The organism is Bacteroides sp. 90-K9/2 (assembly GCF_047310725.1).
Lineage (GTDB): Bacteria > Bacteroidota > Bacteroidia > Bacteroidales > Bacteroidaceae > Bacteroides > Bacteroides vicugnae.
In genome coordinates this window covers 1,387,458-1,406,914 of sequence record NZ_JBCGVL010000001.1, presented here as the reverse complement: position 1 = coordinate 1,406,914, position 19,457 = coordinate 1,387,458, and the positions used below count along the sequence as shown (strand labels likewise).

Annotated in this window: 12 protein-coding genes; 3 read left to right on the top strand and 9 right to left on the bottom strand. The window is 41.6% G+C overall.

The features are described 5' to 3' along the window. Positions 1–26 precede the first annotated feature (26 nt). Genes AAHJ11_RS05475 through trxB form a run of 3 tightly spaced genes read left to right on the top strand, consistent with a single transcriptional unit; the run spans position 27 to position 4,173 of the window. Positions 27–2,519, top strand: coding sequence for a DNA translocase FtsK (locus AAHJ11_RS05475; RefSeq protein ID WP_297284628.1), 2,493 nt, complete (start codon positions 27–29; stop codon positions 2,517–2,519). 19 nt (positions 2,520–2,538) lie between these two features. After that, positions 2,539–3,186, top strand: a complete 648-nt coding sequence (locus AAHJ11_RS05470; RefSeq protein ID WP_413579155.1) for a LolA-like putative outer membrane lipoprotein chaperone — start codon at positions 2,539–2,541, stop codon at positions 3,184–3,186. Between the two features lie 36 nt (positions 3,187–3,222). After that, positions 3,223–4,173 carry a thioredoxin-disulfide reductase gene (gene trxB, locus AAHJ11_RS05465; RefSeq protein WP_004309849.1) on the top strand — a complete coding sequence of 317 codons (951 nt, stop codon included), beginning with the start codon at positions 3,223–3,225 and terminating at the stop codon, positions 4,171–4,173. 122 nt (positions 4,174–4,295) lie between these two features. Here the strand turns inward: trxB and AAHJ11_RS05460 are convergent, their stop codons facing one another. From AAHJ11_RS05460 to AAHJ11_RS05420, 9 genes are all read right to left on the bottom strand, one after another. Beyond that, positions 4,296–6,725, bottom strand: coding sequence for a beta-N-acetylhexosaminidase (locus AAHJ11_RS05460; RefSeq protein WP_234131897.1), 2,430 nt, complete (start codon positions 6,723–6,725; stop codon positions 4,296–4,298). Between the two features lie 157 nt (positions 6,726–6,882). After that, a complete protein-coding gene (locus AAHJ11_RS05455) occupies positions 6,883–8,172 on the bottom strand; it encodes a thioredoxin domain-containing protein (protein ID WP_413579154.1) in 1,290 nt (429 codons plus the stop codon). 20 nt (positions 8,173–8,192) lie between these two features. Further along, complete coding sequence (locus AAHJ11_RS05450) at positions 8,193–9,368, bottom strand: hypothetical protein (RefSeq protein WP_320979421.1); 1,176 nt, start codon at positions 9,366–9,368, stop codon at positions 8,193–8,195. Then, on the bottom strand, positions 9,355–10,494 hold the full coding sequence (locus AAHJ11_RS05445) for a hypothetical protein (RefSeq protein WP_148364357.1): 1,140 nt from the start codon (positions 10,492–10,494) through the stop codon (positions 9,355–9,357). The genes AAHJ11_RS05450 and AAHJ11_RS05445 overlap by 14 nt, the downstream gene beginning before the upstream one ends. Positions 10,495–10,504: 10 nt before the next feature. Beyond that, positions 10,505–12,211, bottom strand: a complete 1,707-nt coding sequence (locus AAHJ11_RS05440; protein WP_148364358.1) for a S8 family serine peptidase — start codon at positions 12,209–12,211, stop codon at positions 10,505–10,507. A gap of 31 nt (positions 12,212–12,242) precedes the next feature. Next, a complete protein-coding gene (locus AAHJ11_RS05435; RefSeq protein ID WP_320974203.1) occupies positions 12,243–13,247 on the bottom strand; it encodes a TlpA disulfide reductase family protein in 1,005 nt (334 codons plus the stop codon). Positions 13,248–13,279: 32 nt separating this feature from the next. After that, a complete protein-coding gene (locus AAHJ11_RS05430) occupies positions 13,280–14,290 on the bottom strand; it encodes a hypothetical protein (RefSeq protein ID WP_195648447.1) in 1,011 nt (336 codons plus the stop codon). 31 nt (positions 14,291–14,321) lie between these two features. Then, the gene (locus tag AAHJ11_RS05425; RefSeq protein WP_195648446.1) at positions 14,322–15,863 is read right to left on the bottom strand and encodes a RagB/SusD family nutrient uptake outer membrane protein; all 1,542 of its coding nucleotides are present in this window, start codon (positions 15,861–15,863) and stop codon (positions 14,322–14,324) included. A gap of 18 nt (positions 15,864–15,881) precedes the next feature. Further along, entirely contained in the window at positions 15,882–19,448 is a 3,567-nt protein-coding gene (locus AAHJ11_RS05420; protein ID WP_413579152.1) for a SusC/RagA family TonB-linked outer membrane protein, read from the bottom strand. Positions 19,449–19,457: the final 9 nt, after the last annotated feature.

Genomic DNA, 19,457 nt, shown 5'->3' with positions numbered 1-19,457 from the left:
GTTTTATAAAAAAGAATTAAAGACTCATGGCAAAGAAGAAATTAGATAAGGAGGCGGAACGTACTCCCTCTTCCCCCAGTAAAATTGTGGCTGTATGTAAGAATGAAACCATTCATTTTGTAATCGGATTGATGCTGGTCATCTTTTCCGTTTACCTGTTGTTGGCTTTTTCTTCCTTCTTCTTCACGGGGGCTGCCGACCAAAGTATTATCGATAGTGGCAGTTCGGCAGACTTGGCAGCCGTTAATAATCAGGTGAAGAATTATGCAGGTTCACGCGGAGCGCAATTGGCCAGTTATTTGATTAATGACTGTTTCGGCGTTTCCTCTTTTTTCATACTTGTTTTCCTGGCAGTGGCAGGATTGAAGTTGATGCGTGTACGTGTTGTACGTCTGTGGAAGTGGTTTATCGGCTGCACACTCTTGTTGGTCTGGTTCTCCGTATTCTTCGGATTTGCCTTTATGGATCATTATCAGGATTCTTTCATTTATTTGGGAGGTATGCACGGATATAATGTCAGTCGTTGGCTGATTTCGCAAGTAGGAGTACCTGGTGTGTGGATGATCCTGTTGATAACCGCTATCTGTTTCTTTATATATATAAGTGCACGTACCGTTATCTGGTTGCGTAAACTTTTTGCATTGAGTTTCCTGAAACGCGAAAAGAAAGAAGAAAAAGAGAACGTTCCGGAAGGAGAAGACGATCCGGAATTTACAACTTCCCAACCGCAAGAAGTGGAGTTCAATTTGAAACGGACGTATAAACAGACACCTCCTCCGGTACCAGTGATGGATATTCAGGCTGAAGAACCTGAAGAAAACCTCCCTATTAATAAACCGGAAAAGGAAGATACTTCTGTATCTGACGAAAGTGAAGGAGTGACTATGGTATTTGAACCGACAGTTTCCAATCTTGCTCCTATTGTGCAGGAAGACTCTTTGGAAGAGGCGGAACCTGGGTTTGAGGTAGAATCGGCAGTTTCGGAAGAAGAATATCAGGGACCTGAACTTGAACCTTATAATCCTACTAAAGATCTGGAGAACTACCGTTTCCCGACTATCGACCTGATGAAGCATTTCGAAAATGATGATCCGACGATTGACATGGACGAGCAGAATGCAAATAAAGACCGCATCATCAATACATTACGTAGCTTCGGAATCGAAATCAGTACGATTAAAGCAACCGTAGGACCTACGGTAACTTTATATGAAATTACTCCGGAACAGGGAGTGCGTATTTCTAAAATCCGTGGTTTGGAAGATGATATCGCATTGAGCCTTTCCGCTGATGGTATCCGTATTATTGCTCCGATACCGGGTAAAGGAACCATCGGTATTGAAGTACCGAACAAGAATCCGAAGATTGTTTCCGGACAAAGTGTGATCGGAAGCAAGAAATTTCAGGAATCCAAATATGACTTGCCTATTGTATTGGGTAAGACGATCACGAACGAAGTTTTTATGTTCGACCTTTGCAAGATGCCGCACGTATTGGTGGCAGGTGCAACCGGTCAGGGTAAATCTGTCGGTTTGAATGCTATTATCACTTCTTTATTATATAAGAAACATCCGGCAGAATTGAAGTTTGTACTGGTCGACCCGAAGAAAGTGGAATTCAGTATCTATTCGGTGATTGAAAATCACTTCCTTGCCAAACTTCCTGATGGAGGCGAACCTATTATTACGGACGTAACGAAAGTAGTGCAAACCTTGAACTCTGTTTGTGTGGAGATGGATACCCGTTATGATCTTTTGAAGATGGCGCATGTGCGTAATATCAAAGAATATAACGAAAAATTTGTCAACCGTCGTTTGAATCCGGAAAAGGGACATAAGTTTATGCCATATATCGTAGTGGTGATTGATGAGTTCGGAGATTTGATTATGACTGCCGGTAAGGAAGTGGAACTTCCGATTGCCCGTATTGCACAGTTGGCGCGTGCTGTCGGTATTCACATGATTATTGCTACACAGCGTCCGACTACAAATATTATTACGGGTACGATCAAAGCCAACTTCCCGGCGCGTATCGCATTCCGTGTATCCGCCATGATGGACTCCCGTACCATTCTCGACCGTCCGGGTGCTAACCGCCTGATTGGTAAGGGGGATATGCTCTTCTTGCAGGGAGCCGATCCGGTGCGTGTGCAGTGTGCCTTTATCGATACGCCGGAAGTGGAAGAAATTACGAAGTTCATCGCTCGTCAGCAAAGTTATCCTACTCCGTTCTTCCTGCCTGAATTCGTGAGCGAAGATGGTGGTAGTGAAGTAGGAGATATTGATATGGGACGTCTCGATCCGTTGTTCGAAGATGCAGCCCGATTGGTAGTGATTCATCAGCAAGGTTCCACTTCGTTAATTCAGCGTAAATTCGCTATCGGTTACAACCGTGCCGGACGTATTATGGACCAACTCGAAAAAGCGGGAATCGTAGGCCCTACCCAGGGAAGCAAGGCACGCGATGTCTTGTGCATGGATGATAATGATCTTGAAATGCGATTGAACAATTTACAGTAACCGTTCGTTTATTAATCAAATGAGAAAATACATTTTTAGTGTTTTAATAGCTTTACTGTCTTTGCCTGTGATTGCCCAACAACAGCAGTCGCAGGCTAAAGTCATTCTTGATAAGACGGCAGAGGCGTTTCGTAAAGCAGGTGGTGTAAAGGCCGATTTTACTGTAAAGGCTGTGACGAACGGTCTGGTAGAAGGTGCTGAAAATGGAACGATTCAGTTGAAAGGAGAGAAATTCGTACTGAAAACGTCGGATATCATCACTTGGTTTGATGGAAAAACGCAGTGGAGTTATGTGACAAAGAATGATGAAGTGAACGTCAGCAATCCGACACAGGAAGAGTTGCAGCAGATTAATCCGTATACATTTCTATATATGTATCAGAAAGGATTCTCTTATAAGTTGGGAGCAACTAAGATGTATCGTGGAAAAGCTGTTTGGGAAGTCGTTTTGACTGCCAGAGATAAGAAACAGGAGTTGGAACGTATCACTCTTTTTGTGACGAAGGATACTTATGAACCTTTGTATATTTTGCTTCAACAGCGTGGTCAACAGACACGTAATGAGATAACCATTACAAGTTATCAGACAAAGCAGAATTATGCGGATCAGGTTTTTACGTTTGATAAAAAGCAATATCCCAATGCGGAGGTGATAGATTTGAGATAATATACGTTTATAACAAAACGAAAAAGATAAATTAAAATGGCAGAAATAGAAAAAGTAAAATGCCTGATTATAGGTTCAGGACCTGCCGGATATACGGCAGCGATTTATGCAGGACGTGCAAATTTATGTCCGGTACTTTATGAAGGATTGCAACCGGGTGGCCAGTTGACTACTACTACGGATGTGGAGAACTTCCCCGGTTATCCGGAAGGAATCAGTGGTCCGCAGTTGATGGAAGACTTGCGTGCACAAGCAAGCCGTTTCGGAACAGACATTCGTTTCGGTATTGCTACAGCGGCCGATTTGAGCAAAGCTCCTTATAAAATAACAATCGACGGTGATAAGGTTATTGAAACAGAATCATTGATTATTGCTACCGGAGCTACTGCTAAATATCTGGGACTGGAGGATGAGAAGAAATATGCCGGAATGGGGGTAAGTGCTTGCGCTACTTGTGACGGATTTTTCTATCGTAAGAAAGTTGTAGCTGTAGTCGGTGGCGGTGATACAGCGTGTGAAGAAGCTGTTTATCTTGCCGGACTTGCATCCAAAGTATATCTGATTGTCCGCAAACCTTTTCTGCGTGCATCGAAGATTATGCAGGAGCGAGTAATGAACCACGAGAAGATTGAAGTTCTTTTTGAACACAATGCGGTTGGTTTGTTTGGCGATAATGGGGTAGAAGGTGTAAACCTGGTGAAACGTTGGGGGGAACCGGATGAAGAACGTTATAGCTTGCCTATCGACGGTTTCTTCCTGGCTATCGGACATCAGCCGAATACTGAAATATTTAAAGAATACGTTGATACGGACGAAGTGGGTTATATCATCACGGAAGGTGATAGTCCCCGTACAAAAGTCCCCGGAGTTTTTGCAGCAGGAGACGTTGCCGATCCGCATTATCGTCAGGCTATTACGGCTGCTGGAAGTGGTTGCAAAGCTGCTTTGGAAGCTGAACGTTATCTTTCTGCCAAAGGACTTATTTAATCCGGTTTATATCCGATCATAGAAGGGGATTAAAACCCTTATAAATATAAAAATCACCCATGCTAGAGTTTAATCTGTAGTATGGGTGATTTTGTTGAACAGCATTTGCCGATTGTCTTTGGTCAATATGCTTCTATTTCATCTATCCATAATTCGGCAGGAATGACTTCCGGACCGTTATTCTTTTCAAAGTTGACACCATTACGCAGTGTGCCGCCATTCTTGATTTTGACTTTCAGGAACGTAGCCTGTGTCGGTTCAAATTCAATGGAATCGGTGAATGCAATTCTTCCTGTTTCCGGATAATCGTGTTTCAAAGCTTTTTCGGCTATCGGTGTGTATTGCTTACCGTCTGCTGATACTTCTACGGCAACTCCTCCTGCAGGAAGAATTCTCATGGCAGGATTAAATAAAGAACCGAAAATAACTTTGCTGACTTGTGTCGGCTTATCCAAGTGAACGATAAATTCCAAATCCTTACCTTCAACGATACCGAAGCTACACCATGGAGTATACGAAGCGTTGTTACCTCGTTTACCATTGGTCAGTCCGAAAGTAGTCTGGTCGGCTCCTAATACATCGTTTTCATCGAATATATCGCCTGTCCATCCCATCGTATAATTAACCGTATAGGGCTTTCCTGTCAATAAATTGCCATACAGTGGCTTGTGGGCTACTTTGCCCAATATCTTTCCGTCTTTGAAAGCAGCAGCTTTCAGGTCGATATTGCCTTCAAGAACAAAAGGCTTTTCATATAAAGCGGACGCTTTGGACGGTTCGCTGCCGTCCGTTGTATACCGGATTTCCGCATCCGGGTAAAAACTTTCCAGCAATACCATTAAAGGACCGTTCTCATCTGCGTGCGTATTTATATTTACGTCAAAGAAATTGAGACAAGGCTGGGTGTTCATAACTTTCAAACGTTCAAATTCAGTCACCATCCGTTCGCAGAAATTCTTCCAGTCTTTGTTTGCGTTTTGTGTCCAGGCCGTTTCGGCGATAGCCATTGCACGCGGGAAAGCTTGATAGTCTGTACGTTCTGAAGTTTGCATATACTCTCTCCAGATATTTCCTTGTATTCCGATGATATGTTTCTTGGCAAGCTCGTCAGCGTCGTCCGGAACAGGGTTGTAGCTATATGTTTTCTTCAAGGTATTGTATCCGCCGATAGTAGTCGGAGCAATTTCCGGCTCTTCTTGATAGTAGTCCAAATATACATAAGGATTCGGAGTCATGATGGCATTATGCCCAGCTTTGGCTGCATTCATACCTCCTTCTACACCGCGCCATGACATAACAGTCGCATTGGGAGCCAGACCACCTTCGAGAATCTCATCCCAGCCGATGATGTTTTTGCCTTTACTATTCAGGTATTTCTCCATGCGGGTAACGAAATAGCTCTGCAACTTATCTTCTTTGCTGTGTTTTATTCCGTCTATCTTACTGGGAGTCGTATCATCTTTCAATCCTAACTGACGGATTAACTGCTGGCAGAAAGCACTGTTCTTCCATGCTGTCTTGGGACATTCGTCGCCACCGATGTGAATGTATTCGCTGGGGAATAATTCTATCACTTCATCCATCACTCCTTCAAAGAATTTGAAAGTCGTTTCACTTGGACAGAATACCTGCTCGAATACTCCCCAGGTAGGAGATACCTTGTAAGTCTGTGTCGAGTCGCATGACAATTCCGGATAGGCAGCAAGTGCAGCCAATGCATGTCCCGGCATTTCTATTTCGGGAACGACATTGATATATTTGCTTGCAGCATAAGCCACTACCTCTTTGATTTGCTCCTGTGTATAATAACCTCCATGTTCTTTTCCGTCGAATACTTGCGGATAGTTTACATAGTAATAGTCTACCAATGTCTTTTCACGCTTGGAACCGATTTCCGTCAATTTGGGATATTTCTTGATCTCAATTCTCCATCCCTGATCGTCTGTCAAATGCCAGTGGAAGACATTCATCTTGTTCATAGCCAGTAAGTCGATAAACTTGTAAATGTAGTCAATCGGTACATAATGGCGGCAAACATCCAACATGAGTCCGCGATGAACAAAACGGGGTGAATCTTCAATTTCTACGGCAGGAACCGACCAGTCAGCTTTTTTATCCAACTGCTTTCCGTAAATTGCCGGAGGGAGTAACTGATAAAGAGTCTGCACTCCATAAAAGAATCCGTTCGGTTGGGAAGCGGTGAGTGTAATGAGACTGGGAGTAACCGACAATTTATAACCTTCTTTCGGCATACCTTCCTGTACAACAAAAGAGATTGCTGTTTTTCCGTCTGCACTTTCAGCTTCTTTCAAGGAAATTCCTGCTGTCAGTTTTAGTTGTCCGGCTAAGCTGTCGGCAATGCTTTTTACTTCCGGAGCATCCGAAGGAACTACGAGGCAGACTTTGTTGTTTAGTTCAAAGCGTCCTTCCTGTGGAAGAATCTGGTTGGGGTTGGGAACGATGTTGTACTCGTTCACCGCTTCTTTTGTCTTCTGACAACTGGGGGTAATCATTAATAAGGACAAAAGAAGAAGAGAAATACTTTTCTTCATGGTCAAAATGTGTGTTAAGTTATAAATAGGTTTGACAGGGCAAATGTACTTGTTTATATGATAAGTTCCAATAATATGGAAATAAAAAAGCCGGAACGATGTCCGGCTTTTAGCTAAAGTTTCAGATTAATTTAGTTATATAATTAAGAGAGAGTTTTTATTTCAGTAGTTGTTCTTCGATGATTTGTACGTACTTCTCCGGAGTGGCTCCGACTTCAATAATCGGTTTGCCGCCTGCAGGTATGAAGAATAAGGTAGGCAATGCCTGTACACCGAAGTGATTGCATAAATCCTTTTCTTTGTCCGCATTAACCTTGTAGAATACAACTTTACCTTTATACTTTTCGGCCAGCTTTTCCATTTCCGGAAGTAAGCGCATGCAAGGTCCGCACCAAGTTGCCCAGAAATCAATCACAACCGGTTTGTCGCCGTTATAAACGAAATCATTCCCTTTTCTGTAGTCGAAGATGTGTTCGAGGAAGAATTGGCGGGTAATCGGATTCAGTTTACCGTTTTCAATTTTAGTTTCCGTTACTTTAGCTTCCGCTTCCGGTATGGGAACCATGTCAAATGGCTGGAAATAAATTTTCTGATGAATATAGTCAATGGATATGATTCCGTAGTCCAGTATTTTTTTGCCTAATACAGAGCGTTTCAAGTACGGGTTCTTCACTGCCATGGCATCTTCAATCTTTGTTTTTACGAACATGGTTTCTGGTAAGATGAGGCTTTCCTCTTCTTGAGTGGCTTCTTTATATCCATTGGAAACTTTTTGGTTGGTTCCTTTGGTGTATTGTGCGCTCCATGTATTGAAATCTTTTTCGGTAAGATTCACCAGTCCTTCGCTCCACGTATCCAGAACAAGAGAAACAGGTTTCCCTTGAATGGATATCGGACATACGATTCCTAATCCTGTAATCAGATCAAAGTTCTCCCGGTAGTTTAATTTCATATAAGAGGGACGATAGGGCTGCGTAATTGTGAGCTTTTTCCGTTGCATATCAATGGTCAGAACAGAAGTGCGGAAAATGGCACCGCTTAATACACCCATCACTCCCAGCTTGCGTAGATACGGTTCGTCTTCCAGAACGAAAGCTGGAAGATCGTTGCTAAACGTATTGTTGCCAATAGCAACAGTTGCCATTTCATATACTTTTCCAACAGGTACTTGTTTGAATACAAAATCCTGATAAGCACTAAAAGTACCGTTCTTCCCCGTGTCGATGTGTAACTTCTTGATGGCCTCAGGAAGCAGGGCGTTATGTCCTGACAGATCGAGGACAAAGTCTGCCACTTCGCCATTTATGGCGGCTTCTACGATTATCTTTCCATCAATGGTTTTGAATGGAATGACCTCTGTCATACTGTTCTGTGTCTGTACACTGATTCCTCCGGCAATACAAAATGCAAGTAGACAGAGATACATCTTTGTTATTATTCGCTTCATATCTTTTTTCTGTTTAAAGTTCATTTCTCTTTCCTGATTTCAATTCTTTTCTCTTGATTGTCTTTCTTGACAATAATATAACCGGTATCACTGGGGATGGCATTCATGATATCTTCTACAGCCATCTGGCTCATGGGACAATCTTCCAGAGAAGTACCGTTGATGTTAATCACCTGGTCGCCGAAAGCTACTTTATCTTTCATGCTGTCCCAGATCGTTGTGATTTCAAATCTCTCATTGCGCGGCAGTATACTTACGTTCCAGAGAGCTGGAGCACCGCCCATGTCGGTTTTTCCTTCTTCAAACGGAAAAAAGTAGAACCGTCTGCGCATATAATCGATAATTACTTTACCGTATTCCAGTAAATCCACTCCGATGATGCTTCCATTCATCACCGTGGTCGTACTACCCACATTTGTGAATTCTTTCCCCATGATGTTGATGGGGGGAACAGTCACCTTCTTTATATCTACCGGCTTGCCCAGACCTGTTATTCCGGCAGCTACGATACCATATCCGTGATTAGTAACTTTTGAAATGTCAGACAGTCTCTCATAATCTTCTGTAGAATAAAGCAGAAATCCATCTGCACCCGTATCGAACAGAACCTTGAAATCATTATCCCCTAAGCGGACGTTGACGATGGAATGATGCTCCGTCTCATCCAACAGTGGAATCCCATCCGTTACTTTTAGTCCTTCAGGACGATACGGATAATTGATAACCATTATTTTAGAACGGGAATCGAATGTAACTACCGACTGTGCGAAAGCGTCTCCTCCAAGAATACCGACAACCCCTAGTCCGGTGAAGAATGGATTCTTTGGCAGTACCATTGTCTTCAACTGCTTGATTTTATAGTTTTCCCCGATAGATACATTCTGTACATGTGCTTCCTGATAATTGGAGCCTTGTGCATTCACATCGGAAATACGCATATATCCTGCGGCAGTAGCTTTCATTTCCGTCGCAGCATCATACATAGTTCCGGTTCTTCCTCCCGTATCGACGATATATTTCACTTTTATACCGTTAACGGTGACGGGGATAATGATTTTCTCTTGTATAAATTCATAAGGAATGGTGTCGCAAACCTTATTCCGGATTTGCGCTGCCATTCTTTGTCCGCAGTTTAGAAATAACAGCAACCATAAGCCGGTCAGTATTCCTATTCTTTTCATATTATTCTTTTTCATAGATAATATCCTTTACTCCAGAAGCTGTCTTGATCGTCAGTTTCGTTTTCTTCTTTTCTTTCAACTCCGGTATTCCGTTCAGAATACTTTCGCAGAAGTCATATTTCTTAGCAGGTTTGCCATTGATTTTAATCACCTTGTCTCCGACTGCTATCTTACCTTTCGTACTGCTCCATACAGTAGATACATATAAGTCTCCGTCTTTGACCGTCAAGTCAAAATTATTACCTTGATTGTTTATTTCATTGTCCGGTTGAAATGCTTCAAAATAGAATCTTCCGCGTGGATAGTCAATGGTCACTTTACCGTATTGCAACAGCTTGACACCCAATAATGTGTATGGGTGATTGTTGGTGCTGGTTGTTACGTTACGGAATTTGGTGGCTCCGACTGATAACAATGGAATACGAACCCTGTAAGAAGACGCCTTGTCCGCCTGACCGGATACTCCGATACTCCCTTCTCCATATCCTTCGGAAACCACTTCCATAGAGGCTTCGGGTTTGATTTTTTCAAAATCGCTTTCAATAAGAGATAACAGACTGGGACTACCTGTATCAAATAATACAGTTATGTTGCTCACCGGGGCTATCTGTATATTGATAATCGGCATACCGCCATCTTTCGTGAAATTCAGCATTTTCCGTAAAGATACCGTAGAAGGCTTTTCTGCAGATGTGACTATGATATTTTTTGTCTGTGAATCTATGCTGACAATGGTACTGGCAAACAAATCGCTGCCGATAATACCGTCTACTCCAAAACATTCCCAACCTTTTACCTCATCGATAACCAGCGACGGTGCATTTTTAAAGTTGATAATATTATCGGGAGTTGTCAGATTTTCTATCCGCGCAGTTTTGTAATAGCTTTCCACGTTGTTTACATCCGTCACCTTCATCGAGTCCGTAGCCACTATCTGTAGTACTTGGCAGGCTTTGGTCGTGAGTGCGGTACGTCCCCCGGTATCAAAGATAAAAGGACGTGCGGTGCCGTTCACTTTCATTTCGATAACCATTTTTCCGCCTACCATTTGATAAGGTATGGTTGCTTTATATTGTTGGGCGAATAAAGAGACCGCCATGCAAAAGGCGATGACGGTTCCTGTTATACGAGTATACTTCATAGACTAATCTTTATTTGCTGACTTTTTCCGCTTCCAAAATTGCCTGATAAGCATTTACGATACCTCCGGAAATACATAAATCGTCAAAAAGAAACAAATCTTGTGAAGGACTATCGTTCACACGGATTCCTTTTTCTACCTCCACTCCTTTGCGTGAGGTGACGCTTTTCAGTAATATATCACGGATTTGAGAGCCGGTCAGTTTGGGGAAATAAGATTTTACAAGGGCAGCTACACCGGCCACGGTAGCCGAGGCCATTCCTTCACCGGTTCCTTTCTGGTAAGTATCGCCCATATAAGAAGAATAAATATCCGTTCCCGGAGCATAGATGTCAAGAGTCGTTGCGCCGTAGTTCGTGTTCAGTACCGGATTACCTTTCTTGTCGGATGAAGCAACCACCATGAAATTGGTAAGCTCGCCATCCTTGCCCATCTTCCGGTTCGGGAAGAATTCACTTTTATCCATGTCTATCGACAGATCCCAAACAGGAACGATAACTAATGCTCCTTTCTTTTCTGCCTCTTTCAGCGCATCTGTTACCCATTGTTTCTGCTCTTCAGGATATAAGGAGTTCTGTTCCGGCAGTAAGATAACGTCTGCTCCGTGATTTACTGCATAGCGGATGGCCAATGCCATATCTTTCAGGTAAGGTTCCCCTTCTCCCGGATGGATGCGCAAGGTCATGATTTCGGCATTATCGGCAATACCGTTACTTCCGATACCATTGTCACGTTTGGCTGCGATGACACCAGCTTTCATTACACCGGTTGCTGCATCCGATGTCAACAGTACATTATTGCCGTAATGCGTGTCATTAATATCCAAAGGATTGTCACCTACAATTTCTCTCCGGTTGTCTGTACCATATTTCTTCAATGCATCTTCGTAGGATGCTTTGGCAGTTTCTGCGCTTTTCTTTCCCATTCTCTGATATACAGTTTCCCACTTGTCTGTATTATAGATGCTGAATGAGTAAGCTGTAAAAACAAAAGCAACTTCAGAAAGACTGTCTCTTTCCGCTTTAGGATTATAACAACTCTGGAATTCTTCAACAGTCAGTTCTTTTCCGGGAAAACGTTTTTTCATGTCCTTGTCGAACTTTTCGATATATTCCTCAATTACATAGGAAAGTTGCAAGCCACCGTATGAACCGCCAATTCTGGATTCCGGCATAACCTTAAAACGATAATAATTGTATTCTTCCATATTTTCCGGTGCGGGAACCTCCTGACGTTTTCCGTTAACGATTTTATAATATTTCTTTCCATCAAAGACATAATCAGCGTATTTATCTTTGAGGCGGAAGAATTCACGTTCTCCTTCACGTGTCAGGGCTTCCATGACCTGACCATCTTTACCGCCGATGAAATTCCATCCATTGATGTCGTCTATCAAACCATTCTTGTCATCGTCTTTCTGGTTCAGCTTTTCTTTGGGATTGACCCAGATAGCCTGTTTCAGATCTTCGTGTTCTACGTCCATTCCTGTTCCGATCAATGCGACGACCGGTCTTTTTTTAGCTTTCTTTTTGTTGGCTTTCAGGTAATCATAGGCCTTGTTTACTTCAGCCCCGTACACACTGTCTTGGTCGAAAGAACAGTTAAACCAGTCCAGTTCGGATTGTTTCTTTTGTGTTTCTACCTTTTGTTTGACTAACTGGGCCGATACTGCCATGCTGACAAAACAGCATACGATAGGAAATATAAGTTTCTTCATTGTTGGATGAGTTATAATTTATACAGTTTAGTTATTTTCTTATTTTTAAAATGGCTTCGCGCACCTGTTCGCCCCGGACGTTGCGTGCTGCGAGTTTGCCTTCTTTGTCAATGACTACAAGGAAGGGGATAGAGTAGAAGCCATAAGCATTCTGGATAGCACTTGGAGTTTTACTGTTTTTAGGGAAGCCTGTCTTGTCCCACAGCATCACCCACGGGAGTTTTTCTTCGTCCAGCATTTTTCTCCATTTAGCTTCGCTGTCATCTAATGAGACGCTGATAAATTCCAGATCGTCAGCTTTCAGTTCATTGTATATTGTCAGCATGCTACGCATTTCTTTGCGACAGGGACCACACCAGGAAGCACAGAAATCCAGTACGACAATTTTCCCACGGAAATCTTTCAGACTTACATTTTTTCCGTTGGCATCTATGAATGTAAAGTCGGGACATTCCGCGCTGATAATTTGATGGGAGAGGACCTCTACCCGATTTACCAGCCATTTGGCAGATAAAGACTTTCTGTCTTGTTCCGGTATCATATCCAACAACATTTTGTTGGATTGGTAATCATTTATATTTGCCAGATAGGCTAGTGCGGCTGCCATGCCGGGAGTCAGTTTCCCTTTGACAGAAGCAGAAATCGTTGCTATATCCGGATCTCTTTCTGTAGGCATATAGTTTTGTAAAGTCAGAAACGAATCGATGCCGGTGAATGAAAGCGAACTTTGTTCGGGGTTCTTTTCATCAAAGTAACCATTGATTGTTACCGGAGTATTCTCTAGATAAATATCCTGCTCGGTTTCTCCTAAATAAAGTTTATAGACATCAGGGAGGATGTCTGTCTCGTCGGTACAGAATGTGCCATTCGTGCCGATGAGACAGCTTAATACAACGCTTTCGTTCATGTCTTTTATTTGCAAAGTCGTTGGCTTTAATACCTTTATTCTTCCTGATATTTTCAGTCCGTTATTTCCCCATACAGTGGCACTGCATAAGAGTAATATGGTTAGCAATGAATTTCTTACTTTTGTCATTATTATAAGTTTATAGTTAATTGTCAGAGTTGTTATTCTTCATCGGGCGTTTCCGGTATTGGAGGTAAAGGTAAATCCCAATTTTCCGGTCCGTTGGCTATTGCTTCCAGATCAATCTGATATTTATCTTTCAAATATTTTTGTACGAAAGCGAACTTTTCGGCAAGAAAAGGATATTTATCAGCCGGATATTCCTCTGCTAATTGAGCTTGGTTATAGAACATGGAAAGATGCATATATCCTATAAAAGTCTCTTCATTGGTTGGAGGATAAGAGTTATTGTCCGGTGTGCTGATACTATTGAATACATATGTGTTGACACTTCCCGGATATCCTCTGGTAAGATAATAGTTTGGGTCATCTTCCATTCCCAAACCTCTTACCAGATTGGTGACATGGTCGAATCCTGCCTCAAATTCTTCAGGTATAACAATGTTTCCGGCTTTTACAGCTTTTTCCAATATGGGACCCAATATCATTTTCCGGCGTCTGTCAAGCACTGCCCTGTCTGTAGGTATTAAATAAGGATCTCCGGGATTATCTTCTCCGAACATACAAGTGCACCAATAATCCAACCCATCGCGATTCTCGTGTATGGGCACAATCCAACTCGCTAGGATCACGCCTCCAATTTCTAATACGCTTTTACTATGGACATTGTATCCCAAATACCAATACATAGGCAGAACTTTAGAAGTGATCGGCGGATTCAAGTATGCAAAGATTTGCTTTTTCATAAATTCGACATAGTAATTGGTCATTTCATCATTTACACAGCCTTGGCCTTCGTAGCCACTACCATATGTTGTACCTGTCCAGCTCCGGTTAAAATCTTCCTTTTGCAAATCTTTATAAATCAGATATACATTATAGTCTTCGTATATTTGAGCAATGTCATCGTCCCAGCTATTATTTCCTTGAGGTACTTTGAAGCGTAATTCAACGCCTCCTTCTGTAGGAGTCAGTGTATCTTCTTCATAACATGAGGTGAATGCCATACAAGCAAGTAATCCCCATAAAATATATATATTTCTCATATTCATTTCCTTTGTTTAATTCATCAGATATATACTATTAACTTTCCCGTTTTGGAGCTAAAGGGTTCTGTTCCAGTTTCTTATTTTTAATCAAGACAGCGTCTGGTATAGGCATAGTATAGGAAGGGTCATTCTGTTTTAATGTATATACCTGTTCTCCCCATCTATGAATAATTTGTGGCATTCCGTAGCGTCGGAGGTCAAACCATCGTTGCCCTTCAAAACAAAGTTCTTTTCTTCTTTCACTTTTGATGAAAGTTTTGAGCGCATCGCCGGTTAATCCGGTAGGTTCAACAAATTTGTCGGGGGCATAACGTTTAGCCAGTAAGGTTTTTAAAGCAGAGAGTGCTGTACCTTCGTCATTATTATGAGCAGCTGCTTCTGCTAGATTTAAATAGGCTTCGCCTAGTCTGAAGGATAAAGCAAAGTTTTCCGATCCACTAGGCTCACCTGTAGCCGAAAGTTTGTACTTGCCAAAAGTTGTGTAAGAGTCTTCATAGAAAACGTAATCATCTTTATTGTACTCTTTCGCTATATACTTTTCTTTTCTTAAATCTCCATCTTCAAAGCTTTCAATCAGGTTATCAGAAGCGATAAAAGCTTCTCTGTAGTAGGTGGTATTACCGAAGTAACCTTCTTCCTCATACTCTACCGACTGATCATTGAACACGGTAAGGTCTGAAACGCTTCCGTATAACCAAATAACTTCAGATGATTTTAAAGATGTAAAATTATAATAAGGCTCTGCCACTGTTGGAGAAGGGAGGGCGTTTAAGTCTATTAAAGAGAAAGACCAGTCATTTATTACTTTATTGGCGTATATAGCTGCATCTTTCCAGTTTTCCATATAAAGAAAAACACGGGATTTCAGTAATTGTATCATTGGAAGGTTGACCAGATAATTGGGCTCATATTGTTTATCTTTGCTCAAAGTAAGGAATAAACGTTCAGCTTCATTCAGATCGTCCACAATTTGGTTGTATACTTCCTCAACGGTGTTTCGTGTCATTAACAGTTGGTCTTCAGGGAGCAGATTGCTGTCTAGTTTGAGCGGAACTCCTAAAGCTTGTTTGTTATAGTTGTATGGTGCTCCAAAATGATTAACCAACATAAAATAATAGAAAGCTCTTAATCCGAGAGATTGAGCTATTACATAATTTTTTTCAGCTTCCGTACCACTTACGTCACCGATATAATCGAGAGCGGCATTGGCACCTAAAATATAGTTATAGTATCCCTCCCAGACATTTTGAATATTGTAACCATTTCTTTCCATAATGAAAAACATATCCGGTTGCCATGTATAAACAGCTTGCTTGGCCTCTACTTCTTTTAGAGAGTTAATACTAAATTCATAATCGGTTTTATGAAACTGAATATCATCGTCGAAGAAACTAAGAAAGGCTAGCAGGCTATTACCTTTGTCTTGTTTGGGATAAGCGGAGCCTATCAGCATTTCCTGCAAAGCATTTGCATCTTTAGGAACATACTCACTTTGAGATTTAGGCTCTAGAAAATCTGAGCAAGAGGATAGCGATAGTAAGGCTATTCCTGTTAGTATATATATAATTCTTTTCATTGTTTATCTTTTTATTTTTTAGAAACCAATGTTAATACCTAATGAATAATTCCGTGGAAGTACACTGTTACTAACTTCCGGGTCGAAACCGTTGAAACGTTTGCTGGCGATAACGAAGATGTTATCCATGTTAAAGTTGAGTGATAGATTTTTCATATATATCTTTTCGCACCACTCGCGTTTCATTTGCCAGGATAAACCGATGTTGCGACAGCGTAAGAAAGAGCCGCTGACCACCATAGCATCAGATTGTTCCCATAATGGAATTCTATAAACATTCTCATTATTGGGCAATTCCACATAGGCCATACCTGCTCTGGGTAAAGAAGGAATAATTGTATGTGCTTCGTCTCCCGGTTCTTTCCAACGGTTCAGTAAATCACGGTTTATATTTGTATACGGATCTGGCATATAATACGAACTTGCGAACTGTTCATATGGCGATGGCAGACGTTTCTTGTTACCAAGTAGAAGTGAAAAACTTGTGTTTAAAGTCAATGATTTATAGCGGAAACTTAAGCTCAATCCACCGGTGAAATAAGGCTCTTTCTGACCAGAATATACCAGATAAGTAGTCGGATCGATTTGTCTGCTACGTTCTTCTTCCGGAATATCCAAAAGATTGAATAAAGCTTCACCGGTTTTCCCGTCTAATCCGGCAAAAGAGTATGACCAGAAACTGCTGAGCGGATATCCTTCTTTTAGTACAATATCTGAACGCCCGCTTAAAAAAGAAGCTGCATTGACATCAATGTCTGTATGTCCTCCTTCATTCCAGTTCTTGGAAGCATTCAGGCTGACACTTAATGCGTAGTCTCGTTTTTGTATCGGGGTGAAAGTTAATGTATATTCGATACCTCTGTTGTGGATAATACCACCGTTGCGTTTCATGGATGTTATTCCATATTCATAAGGTAATTCCAACTCAACAATCGCATTGGAACGTCGTGTATAATATTCCAGATTCATATAAAACATACTGAATAACTCCAGGTCTACACCGAAATTCCATGATTTGGTACGTTCCCATGATAGATTCGGATTTGGGATTTGGGAGATGGTAGACTGATATCTGTTGTATAGATTAGCTACTTTCCCTTGATTTAAAATCAAATCCGGACTAATCCGCGTTACTGCATTTCCTTGAATACCATAGGTGCCGCGGAAATTTAAGGTTGTTATCCATTTTACATATTTCTTCATGAAGTCCTCTTCTGAAGCTCTCCAGGAGAAACCGAATGAATAGGTAGGATCAATACGGTGATTAGCATCCTGACCGAAACGGTTGGAGGCATCATTACGTATGTTTGCATTAACGACATATCGGTTTTTGAGTGAATATGCCAATGTGGCGAATACGGAAAGGTAATTGTCTGTAGTATTGACTTTTCTCCATCCACCGTCATATATCCTTTTTAAAAGCCCCCATCCTTCGTCTTTAGAACCTGTAATAGGTGTAAAAGCTTGTGGAGTGGTTGGCAATGTTATTACTTCTCCTCTATCCGGGGCATATCCCCATACAGTATTGCTGACACCTTTATTGGTGGAAGAACGTAATTCCATACCTACTAAGGCATTAATTCGGTTCTCGTTATTGAAGGCTTTACTGAATTGCAGTTTATTCTGAATGTTGTAAGAGTACTGCTGTGCGTTGTTTGTGAATAATTCACCTCCAAATGGGAGTAAGGCTGCTCCAAACTCTTTACTGTTTGGTGAGACAGAGTTGAAATCATAGCCGCGATATGTTTCAGCAATATAGAACGTTTGTTCGGTTTCCCAGGCTTCGTTCGTACTGTTATTATCAGAATATCCTCCGGTGAATTGGTAAGTCAACCAGTCCAGAATATTCCATTTCAAGTCCAATGAAGCTGACATAAAGCTTGATTTGGATTTTGACCCACTATTGTTCCGTTCATTTACGAAATTGTATGATAATGATTTTACTCCGCTATTGTATGTATATGTGGCGTTCTTTTGATAGTAGGCATCGGGATCTATTGAGCGATTGGTAGTAGTAGCATACCCCATAGGGTTGACTCCCCCGGTAAAGCCATTATTCGTCGTTACGCTACCGTTAATCGTTGCATTAATTGTCAGTTTTTGTACCGGGCGTATAGTGATGGCAACGCGTCCGGTCATACGTTCACTGTCGTTTCCAATTTCCTGTCCTTCACTATTGGAATATCCCATAGAAGCTGCATAACTGTATTTATTTGTTCCACCGGAAACACTTATATTATGGTTATGACTGAAAGAGCGGCGGGTTAGCAGTTTGAACCAATCCGTGTTTTGTGTTTCCAAAACATTGCGTTGTGCCAAAAAATCTTCAGAAGATATATCATGCGACAGATACATATTCAATAATCCTTCATAAGTATATATTTGTTTGATTGGTTCTGCGCCATAAGGAGTTCCCCAGTTAAAAGCTTCTTGTGAAAACTGTACTCTTTCTTTGGAGTTCATGTAGTTGAACTGTCCGTAGTTAGGACGCGTACCTATTACAAAATTAGATGTGTAATTGACGCTTAGGCGGTCAGTCGTATTCTTTTTGGTTGTGATTTCAATAACACCATTAGATGCTTTCGAACCGTAGATAGCGGTTGCGGAAGCATCTTTCAGAATACTGATGCTTTCGATATCAGCAGGATTCAACCAGGAAATCTGATTACCGATGATGTTTTTTAAGTCCTCTGTCATTAAAGAAGATGCATTCAGCTCCAGTGGGTCTTCCTGAATAATGCCGTCAACTACCCAAAGTGGATCTTGATTACCCAGTAAGGTACTTGTACCGCGGATTTGAATTTTCGGGGCAGTACCTACACGGCTACTTGTATTAGTGACAATCATACCTGCTACACGTCCTTGCAGCATTTGGTCGATAGTGGTATACGAAGGCATTATAATATCTTTTGCTTTTACTGTAGTAATGGAACCTACCAAGTCACGGCGCTGAATATTCTGGTAACCGGTCACAACTACTTCGTCGATTTCCGTGCTGGAACTGTTTAAAGTGACATTAATCGTTTTCTTTCCTGTATATCTTACGGTTTTTTTCTCCATTCCAATGAATGAGTAAGTCAATATCAGTCCTTCCTGTGCCGGAATGTTAAAAGTGTAGTTTCCGTCCAGCCCGGCGATGGCTCCGTGCTTTGAACCCCGTACGGTAACCGTGGCCCCGGGAAGGGCTTCACCACTAGCGTCACGTATCCATCCGCTGATAGTGATTTTGTTCGTTTTTCTTTTCTTGATAACGATGGCATTGCCTGACACTTCGTAAGTCAGGTTGGTGCCCTCCAAGCATTCATCCAGAATCTCGGTGATCGTTTTGTTTTTTGCCCTTACGCTGATATCGGTTATGTTAGCGATATCTTCTGTTGCATACATAAAGATGAACTTTGTGCGGTTTTGCAAATACCAAAGCGTGGATTCCAGGCTTTCGCCTCTCAAATCAACGGAGATTCGCTGATTGTCTTGTGCTTGAATCATAAGTGAAGAAAGGGAGAATATGCATAAAAGACAGGATTTAATGAAATGTCTGCTTACACAAGATACTCCCTTTGATAAGGACTGTGCTCGTTTTTTCATAATGCGTTA